This window comes from Pseudomonas sp. P4_C1 (genome assembly GCF_056402155.1).
Map to the genome: position 1 here is coordinate 68545 of NZ_JBFUHY010000016.1, position 23493 is coordinate 92037.

Here is a 23493-nt window from a genome sequence, read left to right on the forward strand (position 1 = left end):
CTGTGGGAGCGAGCTTGCTCGCGATGAGGGCGTGACAGTCAACATCCAAGGTGACTGAACCACCGCTATCGCGAGCAAGCTCGCTCCCACAGGATCCGGGGGAGACTGAAATGCCGGCAATGTTCGATCTGATCAATTTCACCGAACAAGGATGGGGCAGTGCGCTGTTGAAGGGGCTCTGGATGACCCTGCAGATTTCCGCCGGGGCCTTTGTGCTCGGGCTGGCCATCGGGCTGGTGGTGGCGTGCCTCAAGCTGGGCGCGCCGAAGCCGATTGCAGCGCTGATGCGCGGCTACACCACGCTGTTCCGGGCGGTTCCGGAATTGCTGCTGATTCTGTTGCTGTACTACGTCGGCTCCATGCTCCTCAACTCGCTGATGACCCAACTCGGCTACGGCGTGGTCGATGTCAGCGGTCCGCTGGCGGCCATCGTGGTGCTGGGGCTGGTGCAGGGCGCCTACGCCTCGGAGATTTTCCGCGCGGCGATCCAGGCGATCCCCTTCGGCCAGATCGAAGCGGCCAAGGCGTTCGGCCTCAACGGTTTCGGGCTGTTCCGCCGGGTCACGCTGCCGATCATGGCGCCTTTCGCCATGGCCGGGATGGCCAACCTGTGGATCAACCTGATCAAGGACAGTGCGCTGATCAGCGTGGTCGGCACCAACGAGCTGCTGTACACCGCCAAGCAAGGCGCGGGGTCGACGCGCCACTATCTGTTGTTCTACCTCACGGCTGCCGCGCTGTACTACGCGGTGACGTTGGCGTCGAACTATGTGTCGGGTCGGCTTGAGCGACGTATTCGTCGCTGGATGCCATTGGCTGAGTGATTGAAATGATTCCAGCGTGGATAGTTGAATACGCGGCACTGTTGGGCCGGGGGCTGCAAACCACCCTCATCATTCTGTTGGTATCGAGTGTGTTCGGTTATCTGCTGGCGGTACTGGTGGCGCTGGCGCGGATCTCGAAAAACAAGGTGATTGCCAAGGTCAGCCTGTTCTACACCAGCGTCACGCGCGGTACGCCGTTGCTGATCCAGATCTACATCTACTACTACGGATTGGGCAGCCTGTTTGCCCAGTTCCCGCTGATTCGCGGCAGTTTCCTCTGGCCGTACCTGCGCGATGGTTACTGGTACATCGTGTTCGCCCTGGTGGTGTCGGTGGGGGCCTATGTCGGCGAAGTGATTCGCGGTGGCCTGCTGGCGGTGCCCAAGGGTGAAATGGAAGCGGCTTCGGCGTTTGGCATGACCGCGCGCCAGTCCTTGCTACGGGTGCGTTTGCCCCGGGCGATGCGCCTGTTGCTGCCGACCCTGGCCGGGGAAACCGTGATGCTGCTCAAGTCCACGGCATTGGCCTCGACCATCGCCGTGATCGATCTGCTCGGCGCCGCCAACGTGGTCCGCGCACAGACGCTGCAGGTGTACGAACCCTTGTTGCTGGTGGCCGGGGTGTATGTCTGCCTGACGTTCCTGATCGAAGCGCTGTTTGCCTTTGCCGAGCGGCGCGGAACGCCGGTGCGCAAGTCGGCCTGATGAGTTCGACAAGGGTTGACCGCCGTCAGTGGCACCCTGGCGATGATCTTCGGCCGGCATCCGTCACAGGGCGTCGTCGGTGCTGAATGCTCCGTGACGCAGCCCCTTTATCCAGCAATGGCAGATATGCAGTCCGTTGGCGGCGCTGAAGGTCTCGGGGTTCAGGCACCACTCGAGCCAGAGACCGTCGAGCATCGCCGATAAGCCGATGGCCGCCAGGCGCGTGTCGTGAATCACGAAGCCTTCGCTGGCGGCCAGCCCGTCGAGCAACTGGCGGATCAGGTCGAGGTAGGCGCGGTAGCTTTTTTCGTGGGACTGGCTGACGTGTTCGGAGTGACGGATCAGGCTCCAGAACACCACCCACACGCCGAGCAGTTGCGGGTCCATGACCCTGGGCGAGAACGAGCCTTCCAGGAAGGCATCGATCTTTTGCGCGGGTGTCTGGGCCTGTTCGATTTCCTGGAGCAGGGCGGTGGTCAGTTCGCTCGCTAGCCGCTGGTAGGTGTCGGCGATCAGTGCCTCGATGCTGCCGAAGTGATGGTTGAGCAACCCCACGGAGACTCCGGCCTCGGTGGCGATGCGTCGCACGGATATCCCGGCGTGACCGTCGCGGCCCAGGCAGCGCAGGGTAGCGGCCACCAGCATTTCGCGACGGTCCTCGGGTTCGGCGCGGCGGTTTTTCGGGGCGTCGGTTGTCACAAGGCTGTCCTTGGGTGAGGTTTCACGATGCCGAGCTTAGTTGAACGTCTGTTCAATCACCAGCCTCGGCAGCAGCGATGCAACGTTTTTCAAGGTTCATGACGGGAGGGAAAGCCAATGCCGCAGGATATTTCGTTCAGTGTTCGCAACAACAACGGTGAGGCCGTGCGGGTCGGTGCCTGGCGCTATGCAGGCGACGGCAGCGGGCCAAACGTGCACCTGCAGGCTGGCGTACATGCCGATGAAATCGCCGGGATGCTGGTCCTGCACCTGTTGATGCAACGACTGCAAACCGCCGAGACTCAAGGCCGGCTCAAGGGCAACCTGACCGTGGTGCCGCAGGCCAATCCGCTGGGCATCGGGCAGTTTCGCCAGGGGCGGATTCTCGGCCGTTATCACGACGCGACCGGGCATAACTTCAATCGCGCGTTCGACCAGTCGGCGGCCATGGCGCGACCTTCGACCTGCGTTCAGCAATGGCAAAAGCAACTGGTGCAACTGGCCGCCCCGGCCGATGTGATGCTCGACCTGCACACCGATGACGAGGCCTTGCCCTATCTGTACGTGCACCGCAGTTTCTGGCCCCGTGGCCGCGAACTGGCGGCGGCAATGAAGATGGACGTGGCGATCATCTGGGATGACGGCGGCGATGGCTCCTTCGAGGAAACCATCATTGCCCCGTGGATACGCGACGGAGTCACTGAAGGGCGCATGGCCGCGACCCTGGAGCTGCGCGGGCAGGGCGATGTCTGCGACCGCTTTGCCGAGTCCGATGCCGAAGGGCTGTACAACTGGCTGTGCGGTTGCGGTGTCATCGATGAGTCAGTGGCGCCGTCGGACTGGCCCGTCGAAGCCGTGGAAATGGGCCACATGGAAACCATCATCGCCCCGCAACCCGGCGTGCTGATTTTCGAAAAAGAGCTGGGGGATTTCGTCGAGGAAGGCCAGCGCTTTGCACGAATCCTCGGGCGGCCGGGGGACCCGTCTTCCGAAGTGGTGCTGCATGCCGAACAGGCGGGGCGCCTGGTGACGCGCTATCGCGATCGCCTGATACCCCAGGGCATGGGTGTGGCGAAATTCACCGGTAGCCGGGTGTCGCGAAACTGGAGTGGCGGGTTGCTGGACCCCAATTGATACGAAGGTGATTCAACGCAGCGGCCGAAACGCCGTGCGCAGTTCCTCGGTAAAGAGCTCCGGCTGTTCCCAGGCTGCGAAATGGCCGCCCTTGGCCGCCTGATGGAAGTAGATCAGGTTGCGATAGGCGCGTCGGGCCCAGCTCTCCGGCGGGAAATAGACATCATCAGGGAATACCGTGACGGCTACCGGCAGCGTGATGTCGCCGGTCTTTTGTGCCGCAGAAAAAAGCGGGCTGCGACCTTTGTTTTCCCAATACAGCCGACTCGCCGAGGCGCCGCTGTTCGTCAACCAGTACAAGGTGATGTCGTCCAGCACTTCATCCTTGCCTGGAGATTGCTGTGGGTCGGCGCCATACGTCCACTTGGCAAATCCCGGGTGACCGAGCATGAACGCCGCGAGAAATGCCGGAGAGTCCGTTACGCCGTAGCCGATCATTTGCGGCCGCGCGGCCATCATCGCGCTGTAGGCCAGGTTGCCCTGTTTAATGGATGCGGCCAGGGCGTCGTAGGTCGCGCGTTCCTGCTCGGAAAACCCCGCAGGCGCGGGACCGCCGGCAGCCAGTGCGGCGGTCGCCTCGGGCGGAACCGTCGCCGGCAGATTGAGGTGAATGCCCAGCAACCCAGGCACGGACTGGCGCGCCATGGCGCTGGTGATGGGACCGCCCCAATCACCACCCTGGGCGACGTAGCGGCTGTACCCGAGTCGCTGCATCAATTGCCCCCAGACCCGGGCCACATGGTCCGGGTCCCATCCGGGTTCTGTCGGTTTGCCGGAGAAGCCGTAGCCAGGAATCGACGGAATCACCACGTCGAATGCATCCGCGCTATTGCCCCCGTGAGCGGCCGGATCGGTGAGCGGGCCGACCACCTTGATGAACTCCAGTACCGAGCCTGGCCAACCGTGGGTCAGGATCATCGGTAAAGCATTCGGCTGCGGCGAGCGCACCCAGATGAAGTGGATAGAGACCCCATCGATAGTGGTCGTGTACTGGGGCAAGGCATTGACCTGCGCCTGGGCCTTGTGCCAGTCATAGTTCGTGCCCCAGTAGCGAACCAGCTCCTGCAGTTTCGCCAGCTGTGCACCTTGTGATCGATCGCCCACCGTCTCCTTGTCTGGCCAGCGTGTGGCCGCGAGGCGGTTACGCAGATCAGTGAGTTGTTGATCCTGGATATCGACGTGGAAGGGCACAATGGCGTCGGCGGCGGGGGCGGCGCTCACCAGGGGCGAGTTGCACAGTGCGAGGGCCATTAGCAGGACGACGAAAGCGGATTTCATCTTCATTTCCTCGCTGGGAGGTATGCCTTCGTCCTTGCCCGGAGCGCAGGGGTGAAGGTCAATGCTGCTCCAGAGACTGATCCCGTTCGACGGGGCACGCAAGCAGGTTTATGCGAAGGATTGCACCGGGACGACCACCGGCGGGAAAGGGTGAGTCGATACTGGCTCAGCTCTTTTTAACTGACTGCCCCAAATCCCTGTGGGAGCGAGCTTGCTCGCGATGGGCCGCGCAGCGGTCCCAAAAAATGCTAGCCGCACAGCCCAACGCGAACAACATCACTCGTCGCAGCAGGCGACTACTACTCAGGCGGATCAATTTGGTCCAGCACCCGAATCGCCGTGATCTCCGCCAACATCACACTGTTGGAAATCCCCAGCAGGGCATTGCGCGATCCGCCGTCCAGATGATCCACCAGTTGATGCACCATCACATCGACCGAGGCCAGTGTTTCGACCAGATAAACCACTAGGGTTTCGGTCGTGGCTTCGGGGTCAACGGTAAACAGGTGGCTGGGTCTGCGCGGTGTGGCTTTGATGTCGGCAGTCGAGGGGAAGCGGAAGGCGAGCGCGCGTTCGGCGGCCTCATTGAGCGTTTTTGAGTCGGGTTCGTACGGGGATGTCGGATCGGTGTCTGGCGGGTTGGGGGTGACTTTGAACATATGCTTGCTTCTCTGATTGGGTGCCAACCCTCTTGCTGCTAAACGAGAAGGAGGCAGCTGTGCGCAGGTTAGCAGACCGGGGAAGCTAGCAAAGCCGGCGCGCCCGAAGGCGCCCTGCGCACAGCCACCATCAAATACAGGCATGGGAATACCTGACTGACAGGAGCATGTACACCTTGCTTACAACCCCGGGCTGCTAAACCCGACCACTGATGGGCAGTGGCGCGGAAACGATAGAGACCAGGGGCAGGGCGCACAAGCCGGCGGATTCTGGCGTAACCGTAGGCAACGACGCAAGGTCTTGTAGTTCGCAGGAAATAACCTACAGCCTGTTTAAACAAAAGCTTTCACGCGATGCAGGCGTTCTGCGCGGACCTCGTTCTCAAGGCATGCTCAGGGTAATCAGGTAGTTTCCGGAACGGATCGGCGAGCCGGCATCATCCACCAGCACATACTGCTGATCGAAATAGCGACCGTCCTGACCACTGTCAGCGAGCAGCTTGACGTGGGTACTGGATTGACCGACAGCGCTCACACTGGCGGTTGGCGTGATGGTGTTTGCCTCAACCCTCATCGTGCGACTCTGGGCAGAGCATTCGTAAAGTTCGAATGTGCCGTCCGTACCCACGCGTGACTGACAGCCCGGCTCCACAATGCTGCCTTGAAATCTGATGGTGCCCGGCGCCGCCTGGCACGCACCACTGAGTGCGAACAAAAGACCCAATCCCGCTGCTATACGTTTGCCGTTCATGTCTGACGCTCCTTGAGTGGTAAGGTCTAGGTCGTCAATGAAGGGTAGAAGCTTGAGGCTTTTGTTGTATCGCCGTGTATCAAGGCACGACATCTTCGTACAGCCATACAAAACCAGCTCCTCCAGGATACAGCCCGGATACACCACTGGGGCCAAATAGACCTGCCAAAGCGAGATGCACAACGCACCTCGCAACCAGGTTTATCAACCCTTGCGGTACGACCAATAGAGGTCCAGCCGCGCCATTGATCCGGAGTATCAACATGTCTCGTATCCAGTCGAACAAAACCCGTATTGGCCTGATCGCTGTTGCACTGGTCGGCGGTATCAACTTCGCGTCCTCGGCGTTTTCCGCTGAAGCCTTGCCTCAGGGCTATCAATTGGCTTCCGCGGAAAAGACCAGCGAAGGCAAGTGTGGCGAAGGCAAGTGCGGTGCCGAAGCCAGCGCGCAAAAGACCCAGGCCGAGGGCAAGTGCGGTGAAGGCAAGTGCGGCGATGCGTCTTTCGCGCGCACCGATGCCGATCATGACGGCCGTGTGTCGCTCAAGGAGCTGCTGGCGGTAGCGCCCAAGGGCACTGAGGAATTCAAGGCGATGGACACCAACGGTGACGGTTTCCTGTCCGAAGGTGAGGTGTACAAGTTCCGCACCAACCAGTTCATCTCCAACGGCAAGAAAGTGCCGACCGAGCTGTTCACCAAGTTGAGCCAGGCTAAAGACTGATCAGCCGCAACGAAAAAACCCTTCCTGTACTGACGCGCAGGAAGGGTTTTTTGCGTGGGCAGTACTGGTTTGGTCGTCAGGCGTGAAATTGCACTGCACTTGACCACCGAATGCATCGGATTTAACCAGCAGGCTTTGTAACCATGACCGGTTGAATCCACAGCCAAAAGCGGCCCTACAGTTAAATCCATGTCGCCTTTGGGCAAGCAACCCCTACCAAAAGCGGCCGGTGAAATAGGGCCGCTACTCTCTCCATAAATGGGGCATTACACCCACGAACGGGTGTTTGCCACCAAATTAGAGGGATATTCCCCACTCACTTTTCTCTCGTTTGAAACACTCAAAAATAGTTTATTAATTTACCTGGGCTTTTTCGCCCTGGTGTGATGGCTCATTAGTTGCACGCCCCCCGTGTACCCGCAATAGCTGTGTCCCAGACATCCTGGCGACGGTGGGTTTCGCCAGACTCGATATGTCGCGAGGGGTGAAAAATGAAACGCACGACATCACTACGCAGCTCCATCGCCTTTCTGCACAGGACAAGCCTGCCCTGTGCGATGCTCCTTACCCTAACCACCATGGCAAGCGCCGTGCCGCTGGATGATTTCGGTCCGCCACCTCCGACGGACCCCTCGGCGTTCAGCAACCCGCCGGCCGACCTCGATGCGGCGGCGGCTGCCTTACGGGCCTCGCCACCCGCCAACCAGGGCGCCATCGCGCTGCCCAATGGCCTATTCGGTGACCGGAACACGCCACGGGCCGACAACGTGCTGCCGCCAGCCCTGCAGACATCCTTCAATATCCCCACCAATGGCAAGCCCAGCCCATTGTTCGGGGCCCAGCCGTACACGCAGCAACTGCTGTTGTTCGAAGAATTCGGCACGGAAAAACTCGATCCGGCACTGCCGGCCCCACCCCTGACCTTCCCGGTTCCGCTTGTCGGCCCGGCTCCCACGCAGGACCCGAACAACATCGCTCGCAGCGGCCCTTCGCCTACGGCGCTGGAAGCCTTCATGCGCCAGCCGGGGCTGTTCCCGTTTCCGTCGCAATTTTCCAACGTGCTGGACCGCAACCCGTGGCAAGCGCAGATCGAAGCCTTCCTCAACCGCCATCCGGTCGGCTCGCCGGCCGAAGGCCGGCCGCCAGGAAAAGGCTGGTCGCACCAGCGCTGGAACGAGTTCTTCCCGCAGGTGGGCTTCAAAACCGTGCAAGCGGGCGCCCAGGTCAACAGCGGCATGCGCGACCACCGACAGTTGCACAACTACGCCGTCGGTGAGTTCGGGCCTGGCGGGCTCTACAACCAGACTTCGAGCAACCCGGTCATTGCCGGCACCACCAAAGGCATCAATGTCCGTTTTCACCCCAACATGCCGATTCAGGACCACAAGGCGCTCTGGACCTTCGACGGCACCTTTCCGCCAAAACTGTTGATGGTGCGCTACGGTCAAGCCGCGCTGATGCGCCACTACAACGCCCTGCCGATCGATCCGTCGGCCAACATGGGCTTTGGCCTGCACACCATTACAACCCACGAACACAACGGCCACTCCCCGGCCGAAAGCGACGGCTTTGCCAATGCGTTYTTCTTTCCGGGGCAGTACTACGACTATCGCTGGCCGATCCAGYTGGCCGGTTACGACACCATCAACACCASCGCYCAGGATCCGCGYGCRGCGTTCCCCTGCGCCCCGGGCGAAACCCTGTTCGTCAACGATGCCRCGCCGGGCCTGAAGACGTGCAACAACGGCAGCATCAAGATCCGYGGCGACTGGCRCGAAACCATGAGCACCCACTGGTTCCATGACCACATGGTCGATTTCACCGCGCARAACGTCTACAAGGGCAACGCGGTGATGATGAATTACTACAGCGCCCTGGATCGCGGTAAYGAAGCCTTCGAAGACGGCGTCAACCTGCGCCTGCCCAGCGGTTCGGCRYTGCCYTGGGGYAACCGCGACTAYGAYGTSAACCTGATGGTGGCCGACAAGGCCTGGGATCAGAACGGCCAGCTCTGGTTCAACCCGTTCAACACCGACGGTTTTCTCGGCGATCAGGTCCTGGTCAACTGGCAGTACCAGCCGAGCCTGAACGTGCGGGCGCGCAGCTATCGCTTCCGTATCCTCAACGGCTCGGTGTCGCGCTACCTCAGGATTGCACTGGTGCGTGAAGTCGCCGGCAGCGGCGGCGAATTCCCTGGCCCGGCCGGTTCCGGCCTGTCTTATAGCCGCGTGCCGTTCCACTTGATCGCCAACGACGGCAACCTGATGGAACACGCCGTGCCGTTCGACGGCAGCATGGACCTGGACGGTAACGGCGATCCCCAGGACCACAACGCCATCCTGCCCACCCAGGGCATCGCCGAACGTTACGACATCATCGTCAATTTCGCGAAAAACGGGATCAACACCGGCGACAAGCTGTACTTCGTCAACCTGTTGGAGCACCAGAACGGCAAGAAGCCGACAGCTACACTGCTGAGCCTGGCCGACGTCCTGTCCGGGACGTACAAGGCGGTGATCAGGCTGGGCAGCAAAGGGCCGGAATGGGTCGGCGGCGACCCGGGGGTGGGCAAGTTCCTGCAGCTGGTGGTCCAGCCTTATGCCGGCCAGGACGTGAGCATGAACCCCGCCGACTATGAGCCCGCCAAACCGGGCAAACCGGCCGGCAAGACCATGATCCCGCTGACCCTCAACCGCGACGACCCGGCGGTGCAGGCCAGGCTCAAGGTGGCGCGGCATCGCGAGTTCAGCTTCGGCCGCTCCGACGGCACCGACGAAACCCCCTGGACGATCAAGACCGACGGTGGTGAATTCGGCTTCCCCATGGACCCTCGAGTCATCAGCGCCGCTCCGCAACTGGCCAACGGCCCAACCCCTGCCGGGTTCTCCGGTGACGGCACCCTGGAAGTGTGGAGAATCATGAGCGGCGGCAACGGCTGGAACCACCCGGTGCACGTGCACTTCGAAGAGGGGATCATCCTCAGCCGTGATGGCAACCCACCGCCGGAATGGGAAAAATGGGCCCGAAAGGACGTCTATCGCGTCGGCGATGGCATCGACAGCTCGGTGGACGTGAAAATGGCCATCCGCTTCCGGGAATTCGCCGGAACCTACATGGAGCACTGCCACAACACCCAGCACGAGGACACGTCCATGCTGCTGCGCTGGGATGTCGAGCACCCCGGCCAGTTCCAGTTGATGCCAGCCCCCATACCCGGCTGGGACGGCGTCACCTACGTCAACTCCGCCGCGCTGCCAACCTTCCGCACCGGCGATACCCGTGCCAATAACGACGGCAATAACCAAAACCCGATCGCCAACCCCGACAGTGCCATCAGCAGCACCGGCCAACCGCTGCCCATCAACGTCCTGGCCAACGACACCGACCCTGACGGTAACGTGCCACTTAGAGTGGTGGGGCTGGAGCAACCGGACTCCGGCAAGGGCGTGGTCAGCACCGATGGTACGCGCGTGACCTACACACCACCGGCCACGGTCGTAGCGCCGTTCACTGCGACCTTTATCTATAAAGCCGCCGATGCCAAGGGCGCGGAGTCGGCACCGGCGACGGTGTCCGTGGCGGTCTCGGCAGCGGTCACGGTCACCGCGAGCCAGTAGTGGCGCACCGAGTACAACTACGCTTTAGCGATGAGGGCCTCATTGAGGCCCTCTTGCTACAAGCAAATTGACAACTTGCCTGGTCGTCAAATCTCCAGAAGACTCGCAATCACGCCTTGACCCACCGCTGACGACTCCAACTGCTCAACCCATCAACGGCAAACACCAACAGCAACATGGCCAGGATCACCGTGCTGGCCTGGGCTTCCTGGAACAGGCTGAGGCTGACATAGAGCATCTGCCCCAAACCGCCGGCACCGACAAAACAGCAAAAATGGGGACGAGCAAAAATGGGGACGGATCTATTTTCTGAAAAATAAATCTGAGAATCATCTGGCCGGCCTCCCCACCTCACGGAGGTGGCGCAAAATTCAAGGTGCGAACTTAGACTTTTGCTGTGAGGAGGCCGTGATGAAACTCTGTGGCATAGACCTGCATTCGAACAACAGTGTTGTGGTGGTTACCGACGAAACGGACCGGGTCCTGGTCAGTCGGCGCTGCCCCAATGAGCTGACGCAGATTCTCCCGCTACTCGAACCGCACCGTGCCGAACTGCTCGGTGTCGTGGTCGAGTCGACATACAACTGGTACTGGCTGGTCGATGGCCTCAAGACGGCCGGCTTCGAGGTCAAACTGGCCAACCCGGTGGCGATGCAACGCTACAACGGTTTACGTGAAAATGGGGACTTTATGAATGGCTTCTGCCGGTCATGGCCACGCAGCGTGATGGTCAAATCCGATGCAAATGATTGGTCAGGTCGAATGCAAATGGGTGGGCAAGTCCGTGCAATTACCCACAACTAGGCTGGGTTCGCTGATGGGTTACGCTGCCGTTGGTCGGCGCCTTGCGCGTCAGTGCGATAGAAAACTGTAGGAATAAACTCTCGTGCCGATCTCAGTGAGGCAAGGCCTGCGCGCGCCTGACCTTGAACCTGAGCGAACGAGCACATTGATGAGTGATAAATCTTTGGAAGAAAAAGCGGCAGCGATGGTCGACCCACATGAAACGGTGGCCAGTATCGGACAGATCACTGCCGGGCGCGATGCCCTGCAACAGCGCCTGGATAAGGCTGATCGCGCGGCTCAGGAGCTTCAGAAGCAACTGGACTTGGCAAAGACGCTGATGACCCGTCTGCTGGCGGCGAGTTTTGCGTCGACCGGCAAACCTTCCGCGCCCCTGACAAATTGGGGGCTAAATGAGATCGACGTTGTCGAACGGGAGATGGCCTGCTATTTGAATCCTACCAATGAGGCGAGTGCCGCTTGATAGGTCGCGCACTGAATGCCTACAGGCTGCGTAGATACTGGCTCCAAGCAGAATGCCGCTGTTGGGTTACCACTGCGGTTACCCATCGCGGCGTACCCAACCTGACTGGGCCTGCATGATCGCAGGCCCTTGGCGTTTCGGGTTGGGGTTACTCATGGGTTATCCCCTCACCAGTGACCGCCGCACCCGTATCAATGGATGCAAGATTCAGTTCGGTTGATTCCGGTCCGCTTGAACGAAGGGTTAGGCCTCATGCTGCAACCTTACTTTGGTGGGACGGACTGTCTATATGGGTCGTTTTCTACCGGTCATACCCATAAAACGCGGTAGTCAAATCCATGCAAATGCTTGCTAAGCTCGAATGCAATCAGCTGAGCAAATCCATGCAATTCCCCATCACGCCTTAACCCACCGCTGCCGACTCCAACTACTCAACCCATCAACAGCAAACACCAGCACCAACATCGCCAAAATCACCGTGCTGGCCTGGGCCTCCTGGAACAGGCTGAGGCTGACATAGAGCATCTGCCCCAATCCACCAGCACCGACAAAGCCGAGCACGCTGGCCATGCGGATGTTGTTTTCCCAGCGGTACAGGATGTACGCCAACAGCTGTGGAAACAGGTTGGGCAGGGTGCCGTAGCAGAAGGCCCAGACGACGTTGCCGCCCTGCAAGCGGATGGCTTCGGCCGGTTGCGGCGGGGTGTTTTCCAGTGCTTCGGCGAAGAGTCGACCCAGCACCCCGGCGGTGTGCATGGCCAGTGCGAGGGTGCCGGCGTTCGGGCCGAGACCCGCTGCCAGCACCATCAACGCCGCCCACACCAGTTCGGGAATGGCGCGTAGGCCATTGAGCACAAGGCGCGATACGCTCTGCAACGGCCAACCGAAACGCCCGGCCGCCGGCAATGCCAGCGCCAGGCCAAATACCGCCGCGAGCAGGGTGCCGAGGGCCGACATGGCCATGGTTTCCACGGCGCCACGGCCGATGGCTTGCAGATGGCCGGCGCTCAGGTCCGGGCTGAGAAAGCGCAGCACGTAGGCGCCCATCTGCGCAAGGTTACCGCTGCCCGTCAGTTCGCCGAGATCGATCCCCAGATAGCTGAACGAAGCCACGACCGCTGCGCCAATGCACAGGATCAGCAGCAGGTTGATCAGGCGATTCATGCGAACCTCCAGCGCAACAGACGGCTGATCTGATCGGCGAACAGTACCAGGACGAAAAAGGTCAGTAACATGCTCGCCACTTCACCGCCGGCGAACATGCGCAATGACAAGTCGATCTGCTGGCCCAGCCCGCCGGCGCCGACGAAGCCCATCACCACCGACGCGCGGATCGCGCATTCCCAGCGATACACCGTGTACGACAGCAACTCCGCCCCGACATTGGGCAGGATGCCGTAGCAGAATGCCGCCAACCGGCTGCTGCCGGCTTGCAGCAGCGCATGGGCCGGACGCTGGTCAACCGACTCGAAGATCTCCGCGTAGACCTTGCCCAGCATGCCGCTGTAGGTGATGGCAATCGCCAGCACCCCGGCCGTCGGGCCAAGGCCGACGGCGCGTACGAACAGCAAGGCCCAGACGATTTCCGGCACGCTGCGCAGGAAGATCAGCAACCCGCGCACCGGCCAGCGCAACAGCCGGCCCAAGGCGCTCGGGCGACCGCTGCGTGAGGCGGCCGACAGCGACAGCGCCCGACTGGCGAGCAGGCTGGCGGGCACGGCCAACAGCAAGGCCAAAGCCATGCCGGCGGTGGCGATGGCCAGGGTTTGCAGTGTCGCTTGCCATAACAGCTGCAAGAATTCTTCGCCATGGGCCGGTGGCCAGAAGGCCGCAACAAAACGACCCATCTCGCTCTGGCTGTCGGCCTTGAGCAGCACGCCCAGGTCCAGTTCGCTGAAATGGATGCCGGGCCACAGCAGGGCCAGCGCCAACAGACTGAGCAGCAGGCGGGGCAGGGTGGCCGGGTCTCGTGTATCGCGTGTCAGCATCGGGGAATCTGCAGGATCAAGGGCGCCACTGGCGTGGGCGGCGATAGCAGTTGCTCGTTGGCGTAGAGCTTGTCGAGCAAATCGTGGTCGACGTCGCTGGCGGGAAGATCGAACAGGACTTGCCCTTCACGCAAACCGATGATGCGTGAAAAGTGCGTCAGGGCCAGCTCTACCGCATGCAGGCTGGCGACCAGCGTCACGTTGCGTTCCCGGGCGTGGCGGCAGAGGATCGACAGGGTGTGCCCGGCCAGTACCGGGTCCATCGCCGACACCGGCTCATCGGCCAGCAGCACTTCGGGCGCCTGGTACAGCACGCGGGCAATGCCCACGCGCTGCAACTGGCCGCCGGACAGTTGCTGGCACTGGGCGAACAGCTTGTCACCCAGGTCCAGCTTGAGCAGTGCCGCCCGCGCGCCCGGAACATCCACCGGATGCAACAGGCTCAGCAGGCTTTTGGCAAAACTCCATTGCCCCAGCTTTCCGGCCAGCACCGCCGTGACCACCCGCTGACGCGCAGGCAGTGGCGGCGCCTGATGCACCAGGCCGATGCGTGCGCGCAATCGCTGGCGCTGTCGGGCGCCGAGCTGCCAGGCTTGCTCGCCGAGCACCTCGACCGTGCCGCTGCCGGGGCGCAGGGCGGTAGCCAGCACGTTGAGCAGGCTCGACTTGCCGGCGCCGGACGGACCGATGATTGCGACCTGCTCACCGGCAGCGATGTGCAGGTCGACTTCATGCAGCGCACGCACGCCATTGCCGTGGGTGAGGCTGACCCGGTTCAGATGCAGTGTCATTTCAGCAGGTCGGCAGCGCGCGCGGCTTCCTCGATGCCCTTGTAGTTCTCAGGTTGGGTCTCGATGAAGCGGCTGGCGGCTTGCAGGTCCAGAATCGCTTTTTGCTCCGGGTTGGCCGGGTCGAGCGCGAGGAAGGCCACCTTGATTTTGTTGGCAAGGGCCGGGTCGAGGGTGCCGCGCACGGTCCAGTTGTAGTCGAAGTAGGCCGGCGTGGTAGCGAAGACCTTGACCTTGTCGGTGTCGACCTTACCGGCCGCGACCAGTTTTGCCCAGACGCTGGCATTGAGTACGCCGGCGTCCACTTTGCCCGCCTGAACCCAGGCGACCGTGGCGTCATGGGCGCCGGAGTAACCGACACGGCTGAAATAAGTTTCCGGCTTGATGCCGTCTTTCAGCATGAAGTAACGCGGCATCAGACTGCCGGACGTCGAAGACACCGAACCGAAGGCAAAGGACTTGCCCTTGAGGTCGGCCAGCGACTTGACGGCCGGGTCGGCGCTGATGAATTTGCTGGTGAACTGGGCATCCTGCTCACGCTGTACCAATGGAATGGCATTGCCGGTTTTCAGCCGCGCCTGCACGAAGGTGAAGCCACCCAGCCAGGCCATGTCGATACGGTCGGTGGCCAGGGCCTCGACCACTGCCGGGTAGTCGGAGACCGGCACGAACTCGACTTTCATGCCCAGTTGCTTCTCCAGGTATTCGCCCAGGGGCTTGAACTTGCGCAGCAGTTCGGTGGGTGCTTCATCAGGAATGGCGCTGACCTTGAGGGTCTCGACAGCCTGTGCCAGCAGGGTGGAAAGGGACAAGGTCAGGCCAATGGCCGTTGCCAGGGTACGTTTGAGCATGGAAGTTCTCCGGTTCAATAGCGGAAAAATGTCGATGCGCCCCGCACAAGCTGATTGCTGCACGACGCTTCGTGAGGGTAGACGAAAACGCCGCGATTATAGGGACTCTTGCGTGCTTGACCAGCGTAGCAGCAGGGGAGAGGGCCAAAACGGAATTGTAGGAGCGAGCCTGCTCGCGATTGCGGAGTGTCAGCCAGCATCAATATCGACTGATCCGGCGCCATCGCGAGCAGGCTCGCTCCTACAGTGGATCTCTGGTGAACACATAATTTGTGTATGACAGAAATTCAAAAGTGTGGGAGCGAGCTTGCTTACATCCTTGCCAACGCCTGCGCCAGATCAGCCCGCAAATCCTCGACATCCTCGACCCCCACCGACAACCGCACCAACCCGTCGCCGATCCCCAGTTCTGCGCGGGTATCGGGCGGGATGGTGGCGTGGGTCATGATCGCCGGGTGTTCGATCAGGCTTTCCACGCCGCCCAGGCTCTCGGCCAGGGCGAAGATCTGTACGCTCTCGAGGAAGCGTTTGGTGCCAGCCAGGTCGCTGTTGAGGTCGAGGGAAATCATCCCGCCGAAACCGCGCATTTGCCGTCGGGCCAGTTCGTGTTGCGGGTGCGACGGCAGGCCCGGGTAGTAGACCCGCGAGACTTGCGGTAGGCGTTCCAGCCACTGCGCCAGCTCCAGTGCGTTGCTGCAATGGCGCTCCATGCGCAGCGCCAGGGTCTTCACCCCGCGCAAGGTGAGGAAGGCATCGAACGGGCCGGCGATGGCGCCGACGGCGTTTTGCAGGAAGCCCAGGCGCTCGGCCAGTTCGGCGTTCTGCCCGACCACGGCGATGCCGCCGATCACGTCGGAGTGGCCGTTGAGGTATTTGGTGGTCGAGTGCAGCACGATGTCGAAACCCAGTTCCAGCGGGCGCTGGATCCACGGGCTGGCGAAGGTGTTGTCGGCCACGCAGATGATGCCGCGCGCGCGGCAGGTGCGGGCGATGGCGGCCAGGTCCGTGAGGCGCAGCAACGGATTGCTCGGGGTCTCGACCATGACCATCCGGGTGTCGTCTTGCAGGGAGGCCTCGAACGCCGCCAGGTCGGTCAGGTCGACGAAGCTGAAGCGGTGCCCGGCGCTGCGCTGGCGCACCTTGTCGAACAGGCGGAAGGTGCCGCCGTACAGATCGTTACCCGAGACGATGTGCGAGCCGGCGTCGAGCAGCTCCAGCACCGTGGAAATGCTCGCCAGCCCCGAGGCGAAGGCAAAACCCCGGGTGCCGCCTTCGAGGTCGGCCACGCAGCGCTCCAGCGCCCAGCGCGTCGGGTTGTGCGAGCGCCCGTAGTCCAGGCCTTTGTGCACCCCGGGGCTCTGTTGCAGGTAGGTGGAGTTGGCGTAGATCGGCGGCATCAGCGCCCCGGTCGAAGGGTCCGGCGTTTGCCCGGCATGGATCACGCGGGTGGCGAAGCCCTGTGGCGGGGCGTTTTTATCCTGTTGACTCATGGCAGGGATCTCCGCAGGTGATTGAGCATGTCGGTTCGGGTAATCAGGCCGTGGAAGCCCGAGGCATCCTGGATGATCGCCACCAGCCCACGGCCCAGCTCTGCCTCCAGTTCAGCCAGCGTGGCATCGGGGGACAGGGTTTGCAGTTTGTCGGTCATGGCGCTGGATACGGTCTTGCGAAAGTGCGCAACGTCTTCATGCACGCCCAGCAGGATGTCGGACTCGTCGATCACGCCGACCAGTTGTTTGCCGTTCACCAGCACCGGCAGTTGCGACACATCCGCCAGGCGCATGCGCTGGAACGCGGTGAGCAGGGTGTCATCGGGGCCGACGCTGATCACCCGGCCGTCCTCGAAGCGCCGCGCGATCAAGTCCCGCAAGTTGCCGTAGTGCTTGCGTTGCAGCAGGCCCTGATCGTTCATCCACTGGTCGTTGTAGACCTTCGACAAATAACGCGTACCGGTGTCGCAGACGAAACTCACCACCCGTTTCGGCTGGGTCTGTTCGCGGCAGTAACGCAACGCCGCCGCCAGCAAGGTGCCGGTCGATGAGCCGCCGAGAATGCCTTCGGCGCGCAGCAACTGGCGGGCGTGATCAAAGCTTTCTTCGTCGCTGATCGAATAGGCGTGGCGCACGCTGGACAGGTCGGCAATCGACGGAATGAAGTCTTCGCCAATGCCTTCCACCGCCCACGAACCGGGGGTGGGGAGGGTGCCATTGCGGCTGTATTCGGCCATCACCGAGCCGACCGGGTCGGCCAGAACCATTTCCAGGTCTGGCTGCACCCGTTTGAAGAAACGGGTCAGGCCGGTGAGGGTGCCGGCCGAGCCGACACCGACGACGATGGCGTCCACATCATGCTGGGTCTGCGCCCAGATCTCCGGCGCGGTGCTGCATTCGTGGGCCAGCGGGTTGGCCGGGTTGTTGAACTGGTCGGCGAAGAACGCATCGGGAATGTCCGCGGCCAGCCGCGCGGCGACGTCCTGGTAATACTCGGGATGGCCCTTGCCGACATCGGAGCGGGTGATGTGCACCTCGGCGCCCATGGCCTTGAGGTGCAGGACCTTCTCGGTGGACATCTTGTCCGGCACCACCAGCACCACCCGGTAACCCTTGGCGCGGCCGACCAGGGCCAGGCCGAGGCCGGTGTTGCCGGCGGTGGCTTCGACGATGGTGCCGCCGGGGCGCAGACGACCATCGCGTTCGGCGACATCGATCATCGCCAGACCGATGCGGTCCTTGATCGAACCGCCGGGGTTCTGGGATTCGAGTTTGAGAAACAGCGTGCACGGGCCGGTATCGAAACGGCTGACGCGCACCAGCGGGGTATTGCCAATCAGTTCGAGCACGGCAGGACGGGAATTGTCGGGCATGTCATCACTCCTTGCGTAAATCCGCACTGGATGGACAGCAATCCGCGCCGGGTCTTCGCGTCGGTCGCGGGCAATGCATCGCTTGGACCATAGGCCGGGATCGGGTCTACCGCAACCTTGCACAGCCAACCGGTCGCCTCGACGCTTTTTCCTCGCCAGCGACCACAAAAAACATAATTTCGCTATTTCCCGGCTCCGAACAGAATGCGGCCAACACCCTGACCCCGATAGCCGTAGCAGAAGAACAACAGTGATCAGTATCGAGGCGGCAGCCATGACCGACCTGAATCAAACCACCTTTCAGAAGTGCACAGCCATGACAGTTGACAAGACCGAAATTGACACGCTTGTAGTTGGCGCCGGCCAGGCCGGCGTGGCCATGAGTGAACACCTGAGCAAGCTCGGCGTGCCTCACCTTGTTGTGGAGCGCAACCGTATCGCCGAAGCCTGGCGCACCGGTCGCTGGGATTCGCTGGTAGCCAACGGGCCTGCCTGGCACGACCGCTTCCCGGGTCTGGAATTCGACGGTCTGGACCCGGATGCCTTCGCCGGAAAAGAGCAGGTGGCCGAGTACTTCGAAGCCTACGCCCGCAAGTTCAACGCGCCGATCCGCACCGGCGTTGAAGTCAAGAAAGTAGAGCGCAACGCCGACCGCCCCGGTTTCACCGTTGAAACCTCCGATGGCGTGATCGAGGCCCGGCATGTGGTGGTCGCCACCGGCCCGTTCCAGCGCCCGGCCATTCCGCCCATTGCTCCCGAAATCGCCGGCATCACCCAGATTCACTCCGCCCAATACTACAACCCGCAGCAACTGGTCGAAGGCGCGGTACTGGTGGTGGGCGCCGGTTCTTCGGGCGTGCAGATCGCCGATGAGCTGCAACGCTCCGGCAAACAGGTCTACCTGTCGGTCGGCGCCCATGACCGTCCACCCCGTGCCTATCGCAACCGTGATTTCTGCTGGTGGCTGGGGGTGCTCGGCGAGTGGGATGCCGAAGCCATGCAGCCGGGCAAGGAACACGTGACCATCGCCGTGAGTGGTGCCCGTGGCGGCCACACCGTGGACTTCCGCCGGCTGGCTCATCAGGGCATGACGCTGGTCGGCCTGACTCAATCGTTCAACGGCGCTGTGGTGAGTTTCGAAGACAACCTCGCCGACAACATTAAACGTGGCGATGAAAATTACCTGGCGCTGCTCGACAAGGCCGACGCCTATATCGCACGCAATGGCCTGGACCTGCCGCTGGAGCCCGAAGCCCGGGCCATGCTGGCGGACCCGGATTGCGTGACGAATCCAATCCTGGAACTGGACCTGCTCAAGGCCGGCGTCACCACCATCATCTGGGCCACCGGTTACTCCACCGATTACAGCTGGCTGAAGGTCGACGCCTTCAAGGACAACGGCAAACCCCGGCACCAGCGCGGCGTGTCGGCCGAACCGGGGGTGTATTTCGTCGGTTTGCCTTGGCAGTCCCGTCGTGGCTCCGCGTTTATCTGGGGCGTTTGGCACGACGCCAAGCACATCGCCGATCACATCGTTAAACAGCACACCTATCTCAACTATCGGGATGCGACCCAGCGTCAAGCCGACGCCGCCTGTGCACCCGTTCAGAAAGCCAGCCTCATGGGAGTTCGTTGATGCCTACTCATACCCGCATCCGTATGTTCAACACCAAAGACACCTACCCGAACCAGACGCTCGACAACGACCTGTGCCAGGCCGTGCGCGCCGGCAACACGGTGTATGTGCGTGGTCAGGTCGGCACCGATTTCAACGGCCAACTGGTAGGCCTCGGCGATCCGCGTGCCCAGGCCGAACAGGCCATGCGCAACGTCAAGCAACTGCTGGAAGAGGCGGGCAGCGACCTGAGCCATATCGTCAAGACCACCACCTACCTGACCGACCCGCGCTACCGCGAGCCGGTCTACCAGGAAGTCGGCAAGTGGCTCAAGGGCGTGTTCCCGATTTCCACCGGCCTTGTGGTCAGCGCCCTCGGTCAGCCGCAGTGGCTGATGGAAATCGACGTGATCGCTGTCATCCCTGAATAAGGAATTCGCCATGACTTTTTCCATCGTGGGTCGCTGCGCCGAGACCGGCCAGCTGGGTATTGCCATCAGCTCTTCGAGCATTGCCGTCGGCGCGCGCTGCCCGTGGCTGCGTGCCGGTGTCGGCGCGGTGTCGAGCCAGAACATCACGCTGCCGGCCCTCGGCCCGCAGATCCTCGATGAACTGGCGGGCGGCTCGGCGCCGCCCCAGGCGCTGGACCACTCATTGACCCGCAATGGCTACAGCCAATACCGCCAGGTGGCGGTGGTCGATGCCCACGGGCGCACGGCGGTGTTCAGCGGCAACCATGCGCTGGGCATCAACCATGCCCTGGCCGGTGACCAATGCGTGGCGGCCGGCAACCTGCTGGCCAACAGCGGGGTGATCGAGGCGATGGTCGCGGCGTTCGAAAACAGCGAAGGCTGCCTCGCCACCCGGCTGATGAACGCCTTGCAGGCCGGGCAGAATGCCGGTGGTGAAGCCGGCGCGGTGCACTCGGCGGCGCTGTCGGTGGTCGGTGACCTGACCTGGCCGATTGTCGACCTGCGGGTGGATTGGGCCGATGAAAACCCGATCGGCGAGCTGGGCAAACTGTGGACGGCCTACGAGCCGCAATTGCAGGACTACCTGACCCGCGCCCTCAATCCGACCCTGGCCCCCACGTATGGAGTGCCCGGCGATGAGTGAGTTGCGCAGCCGCGCCATGCTCGCGCGGTTGATCGGGTTCGCCACGGTCAGCCGCGATTCGAACCTTGCGCTGATCGAGTTCGTGCGTGATTACTTGCACGGACTCGGCGTGGATTGCGAATTGATCTACAACGCCGAGCGCACCAAGGCCAATCTGTTGGCTATGGTCGGCCCGCGTGTGGCCGGCGGCATCGTGCTGTCCGGGCACACCGATGTGGTACCGGTGGACGGCCAGGCCTGGACGGTCGAGCCGTACTGCCTGAGCGAGGCGGACGGCAAGCTTTACGGTCGCGGCACCGCGGACATGAAAGGCTATCTGGCCTCGGTGCTGGCCGCTGTGCCGATGTTTCTGGCCAGCCCTTTAAAGCGCCCGGTGCATTTGGCGTTTTCCTATGACGAAGAGGTCGGTTGCCTCGGCGTGCGCGGCTTGCTGGAGGTGCTACCGCAACGCATCCCGGCACCGGCGTTGTGTCTGATCGGCGAGCCGACCGAACTCAAACCGGTGCTCGGCCACAAAGGCAAACTGGCGATGCGGTGCCACGTGCGCGGCGCCGCCTGTCATTCGGCCTACGCACCTTATGGGGTCAATGCCATCGAGCAGGCCGCGCGCCTGATCGGTCGGTTGGGCGACATCGGCGCCACCCTGGCCCGGCCGCCATTGCACGACAAACGCTTCGATCCGGCGTTCTCGACCGTGCAGGTCGGAGTGATCCAGGGCGGGACGGCGCTGAACATCGTGCCAGCGGATTGCCGTTTCGATTTCGAGATCCGCGCCTTGCCGGACTTCGCCCCGCAAGTGGTCGTCGATGAACTGCAGGACTACGCCGAGCAGACGTTGCTGCCGGCCATGCAGGCCGTGGACACCGATACCGGTATCCGCTTTGAAAAAATCTCGGCCTATCCGGGCCTTGCGACACCCGCCGACAGCGCGGCGGCCCGGCTGATTGCCCGGCTATGCGGCAGTGACGATTTCAGCACCGTGGCTTTTGGCACCGAAGGCGGGCTGTTCGATCAGGCCGGCATTCCTTCGGTGGTCTGCGGTCCCGGCAGCATGGACCAGGGGCACAAGCCCGATGAATTTGTCAGCGTCGAACAGATGGCGGCCTGCGACCGCCTGATGGATCGCCTGGCGGCGTACTTGAGTGAATCCGAACACCCATGACAACAATGGGTCGACAAGACCCGAGGAAGCGATCCATGTCCAGATCCTTGCGTTGCAGTGTTCCGTTTGCCCTGGCGTTGCTGAGTGCCAGTGTGTGGGCGGCCCCCCAGGACCTCACCGTGATTTCCTTCGGTGGTGCCACCAAACAGGCTCAGGATAAAGCCTATTTCCAGCCCTTTAACGCCAGCGGCGCGGGCAACATCATCGCCGGTGAGTACAACGGCGAGCTGTCGAAGATCAAGGCCATGGTATCGGCCGGTCACACCAGTTGGGACGTGGTCGAAGTCGAAAGCCCCGAGTTGTTGCGTGGCTGCGAGGAAGGCCTGTTCGAGAAACTCGATGCGGGACGCTTCGGTGATTCGGCGAACTTTGTGCCCGGTGCGCTGACCGAGTGCGGGGTGGCCACTTACGTCTGGTCGATGGTCATGGCCTATGACCAGAGCAAGCAGGCCAAGGCGCCGCAGTCCTGGGCCGACTTCTGGAATGTCGCCGACTTCCCGGGCAAGCGCGGCCTGCGCAAGAGCGCCAAGTACACCCTGGAAATCGCGCTGCTGGCCGACGGTGTCAAGGCAGACGATGTGTACAAGGTCTTGAACACCCCGCAAGGCGTGACGCGGGCATTTGCCAAGCTCGACCAGATCAAGCCGAACATCCAGTGGTGGGAGGCGGGCGCGCAACCGGCGCAATGGCTGGTGGCCGGGGACGTGGTAATGAGCGCGGCCTACAACGGGCGGATTGCCTCGGCGCAAAAGGAAGGCATGAAGCTGAGCATCGTCTGGCCGCAGAGCCTGTACGACCCGGAATACTGGGCGGTGGTCAAAGGCACGCCGAACAAGGCGTTGGCGGAAAACTTCATCGCGTTCGCCAGCCAGCCGCAGACGCAAAAGGTGTTCTCGGAAACCATCCCTTACGGGCCGGTGCATCGCCAGACCCTGCCATTGCTGCCCAAGGACGTGCAGGAGCAACTGCCGACAGCCGAGGCCAACCTGGCCGGCGCGCGGGCCGTGGACGCGGAGTTCTGGGTCGACCATGGCGAGGAGCTTGAACAGCGCTTCAATGCCTGGGCTGCGCGCTGATACAGGCACCGCATAACCCTGTAGGAGCGAGCCTGCTCGCGATGAGGCCATCAGCTTCAACATCTTCGTTGACTGATACACCGCCATCGCGAGCAAGCTCGCTCCCACAAAAAAGCATGGTGCATTACCTCGGGTGCAAGCTTTGCCGCCCTCGTGCAGTGGTGATGGTAGTCAGTTAAAACGCAGGCCCCCTGTGGGAGCGGGCTTGCCCGCGATGAGGCCATCAGMTYCAACATCTTCGTTGACTGATACACCGCCATCGCGAGCAAGCTCGCTCCCACAAAAAAGCATGGTGCATTACCTCGGGTGCAAGCTTTGCCGCCCTCGTGCAGTGGTGATGGTAGTCAGTTAAAACGCAGGCCCCCTGTGGGAGCGAGCT

General features: G+C 62.2%; 22 protein-coding genes and 1 pseudogene. 12 read left to right on the forward strand and 11 right to left on the reverse strand.

Annotation, left to right across the window (positions count from 1 at the left end):
• Nucleotides 1-110 precede the first annotated feature (110 nt).
• Both AC1DU9_RS13005 and AC1DU9_RS13010 read left to right on the forward strand, forming a co-directional pair.
• Entirely contained in the window at nt 111-824 is a 714-nt protein-coding gene (locus AC1DU9_RS13005; RefSeq protein WP_477810259.1) for an ABC transporter permease, read from the forward strand.
• A gap of 5 nt (nt 825-829) precedes the next feature.
• The gene (locus AC1DU9_RS13010; RefSeq protein ID WP_477810260.1) at nt 830-1528 is read left to right on the forward strand and encodes an ABC transporter permease; all 699 of its coding nucleotides are present in this window, start codon (nt 830-832) and stop codon (nt 1526-1528) included.
• A gap of 63 nt (nt 1529-1591) precedes the next feature.
• On the opposite strand, the gene AC1DU9_RS13015 is transcribed toward AC1DU9_RS13010, so the two are convergent.
• Entirely contained in the window at nt 1592-2227 is a 636-nt protein-coding gene (locus AC1DU9_RS13015) for a TetR/AcrR family transcriptional regulator (protein ID WP_477810261.1), read from the reverse strand.
• A 117-nt stretch (nt 2228-2344) separates the two neighbouring features.
• Here AC1DU9_RS13015 and AC1DU9_RS13020 point away from each other — a divergent pair, with 117 nt between their 5' ends.
• Complete coding sequence (locus AC1DU9_RS13020) at nt 2345-3361, forward strand: M14 family zinc carboxypeptidase (protein ID WP_477810262.1); 1017 nt, start codon at nt 2345-2347, stop codon at nt 3359-3361.
• 12 nt (nt 3362-3373) lie between these two features.
• Here AC1DU9_RS13020 and AC1DU9_RS13025 read toward each other — a convergent pair whose 3' ends face one another.
• From AC1DU9_RS13025 to AC1DU9_RS13035, 3 genes are all read right to left on the reverse strand, one after another.
• Nucleotides 3374-4639 carry an epoxide hydrolase family protein gene (locus tag AC1DU9_RS13025; RefSeq protein ID WP_223457387.1) on the reverse strand — a complete coding sequence of 422 codons (1266 nt, stop codon included), beginning with the start codon at nt 4637-4639 and terminating at the stop codon, nt 3374-3376.
• A gap of 299 nt (nt 4640-4938) precedes the next feature.
• Complete coding sequence (locus AC1DU9_RS13030) at nt 4939-5298, reverse strand: DUF6124 family protein (RefSeq protein ID WP_477810263.1); 360 nt, start codon at nt 5296-5298, stop codon at nt 4939-4941.
• 382 nt (nt 5299-5680) lie between these two features.
• A complete protein-coding gene (locus tag AC1DU9_RS13035; RefSeq protein WP_223457389.1) occupies nt 5681-6049 on the reverse strand; it encodes a type 1 fimbrial protein in 369 nt (122 codons plus the stop codon).
• A 263-nt stretch (nt 6050-6312) separates the two neighbouring features.
• Between AC1DU9_RS13035 and AC1DU9_RS13040 the strand changes: the two genes are divergently transcribed.
• Nucleotides 6313-6771, forward strand: a complete 459-nt coding sequence (locus AC1DU9_RS13040) for an HvfA family oxazolone/thioamide-modified RiPP metallophore (protein ID WP_223457390.1) — start codon at nt 6313-6315, stop codon at nt 6769-6771.
• Nucleotides 6772-7328: 557 nt separating this feature from the next.
• A complete protein-coding gene (locus AC1DU9_RS13045) occupies nt 7329-10388 on the forward strand; it encodes an Ig-like domain-containing protein (protein ID WP_477810265.1) in 3060 nt (1019 codons plus the stop codon).
• A 109-nt stretch (nt 10389-10497) separates the two neighbouring features.
• On the opposite strand, the pseudogene AC1DU9_RS13050 reads toward AC1DU9_RS13045, so the two are convergent.
• Nucleotides 10498-10653, reverse strand: a pseudogene (locus AC1DU9_RS13050) (phosphonate ABC transporter, permease protein PhnE); the annotation flags it as partial.
• Nucleotides 10654-10799: 146 nt separating this feature from the next.
• On the opposite strand from AC1DU9_RS13050, the gene AC1DU9_RS13055 reads away from it, so the two are divergent.
• Both AC1DU9_RS13055 and AC1DU9_RS13060 read left to right on the forward strand, forming a co-directional pair.
• Nucleotides 10800-11192, forward strand: coding sequence for an IS110 family transposase (locus AC1DU9_RS13055; RefSeq protein WP_457266059.1), 393 nt, complete (start codon nt 10800-10802; stop codon nt 11190-11192).
• Between the two features lie 148 nt (nt 11193-11340).
• Nucleotides 11341-11655: a hypothetical protein gene (locus AC1DU9_RS13060; RefSeq protein WP_223457392.1), complete on the forward strand. Its 315-nt coding sequence runs from the start codon at nt 11341-11343 to the stop codon at nt 11653-11655.
• Between the two features lie 396 nt (nt 11656-12051).
• Here AC1DU9_RS13060 and phnE read toward each other — a convergent pair whose 3' ends face one another.
• The 6 genes from phnE to AC1DU9_RS13090 form a co-directional block, all read right to left on the reverse strand.
• Nucleotides 12052-12819, reverse strand: coding sequence for a phosphonate ABC transporter, permease protein PhnE (phnE, locus tag AC1DU9_RS13065; protein WP_223457393.1), 768 nt, complete (start codon nt 12817-12819; stop codon nt 12052-12054).
• Complete coding sequence (locus tag AC1DU9_RS13070; protein ID WP_223457394.1) at nt 12816-13643, reverse strand: PhnE/PtxC family ABC transporter permease; 828 nt, start codon at nt 13641-13643, stop codon at nt 12816-12818. The genes phnE and AC1DU9_RS13070 overlap by 4 nt, the downstream gene beginning before the upstream one ends.
• On the reverse strand, nt 13637-14434 hold the full coding sequence (locus tag AC1DU9_RS13075) for a phosphonate ABC transporter ATP-binding protein (protein ID WP_223457395.1): 798 nt from the start codon (nt 14432-14434) through the stop codon (nt 13637-13639). The genes AC1DU9_RS13070 and AC1DU9_RS13075 overlap by 7 nt, the downstream gene beginning before the upstream one ends.
• A complete protein-coding gene (locus tag AC1DU9_RS13080) occupies nt 14431-15282 on the reverse strand; it encodes a putative selenate ABC transporter substrate-binding protein (protein ID WP_223457396.1) in 852 nt (283 codons plus the stop codon). The genes AC1DU9_RS13075 and AC1DU9_RS13080 overlap by 4 nt, the downstream gene beginning before the upstream one ends.
• 311 nt (nt 15283-15593) lie before the next feature.
• A complete protein-coding gene (locus tag AC1DU9_RS13085; protein ID WP_223457397.1) occupies nt 15594-16772 on the reverse strand; it encodes a trans-sulfuration enzyme family protein in 1179 nt (392 codons plus the stop codon).
• Nucleotides 16769-18145 carry a pyridoxal-phosphate dependent enzyme gene (locus AC1DU9_RS13090; protein ID WP_223457398.1) on the reverse strand — a complete coding sequence of 459 codons (1377 nt, stop codon included), beginning with the start codon at nt 18143-18145 and terminating at the stop codon, nt 16769-16771. Before AC1DU9_RS13090 ends, AC1DU9_RS13085 begins: the two co-directional genes overlap by 4 nt.
• 274 nt (nt 18146-18419) lie before the next feature.
• On the opposite strand from AC1DU9_RS13090, the gene AC1DU9_RS13095 reads away from it, so the two are divergent.
• From AC1DU9_RS13095 to AC1DU9_RS13115, 5 genes are read left to right on the forward strand one after another with little or no spacing between them, the layout of a single operon-like run.
• On the forward strand, nt 18420-19781 hold the full coding sequence (locus AC1DU9_RS13095) for a flavin-containing monooxygenase (protein WP_223457399.1): 1362 nt from the start codon (nt 18420-18422) through the stop codon (nt 19779-19781).
• Nucleotides 19781-20191, forward strand: coding sequence for a RidA family protein (locus tag AC1DU9_RS13100; RefSeq protein WP_045185416.1), 411 nt, complete (start codon nt 19781-19783; stop codon nt 20189-20191). Before AC1DU9_RS13095 ends, AC1DU9_RS13100 begins: the two co-directional genes overlap by 1 nt.
• A 10-nt stretch (nt 20192-20201) precedes the next feature.
• Nucleotides 20202-20876, forward strand: a complete 675-nt coding sequence (locus tag AC1DU9_RS13105) for a DUF1028 domain-containing protein (protein ID WP_223457400.1) — start codon at nt 20202-20204, stop codon at nt 20874-20876.
• Nucleotides 20869-22038 carry an acetylornithine deacetylase gene (gene argE / locus AC1DU9_RS13110; protein ID WP_223457401.1) on the forward strand — a complete coding sequence of 390 codons (1170 nt, stop codon included), beginning with the start codon at nt 20869-20871 and terminating at the stop codon, nt 22036-22038. The genes AC1DU9_RS13105 and argE overlap by 8 nt, the downstream gene beginning before the upstream one ends.
• A 35-nt stretch (nt 22039-22073) precedes the next feature.
• Nucleotides 22074-23114, forward strand: coding sequence for an ABC transporter substrate-binding protein (locus AC1DU9_RS13115; RefSeq protein WP_116264687.1), 1041 nt, complete (start codon nt 22074-22076; stop codon nt 23112-23114).
• The last annotated feature ends 379 nt before the right edge of the window (nt 23115-23493 follow it).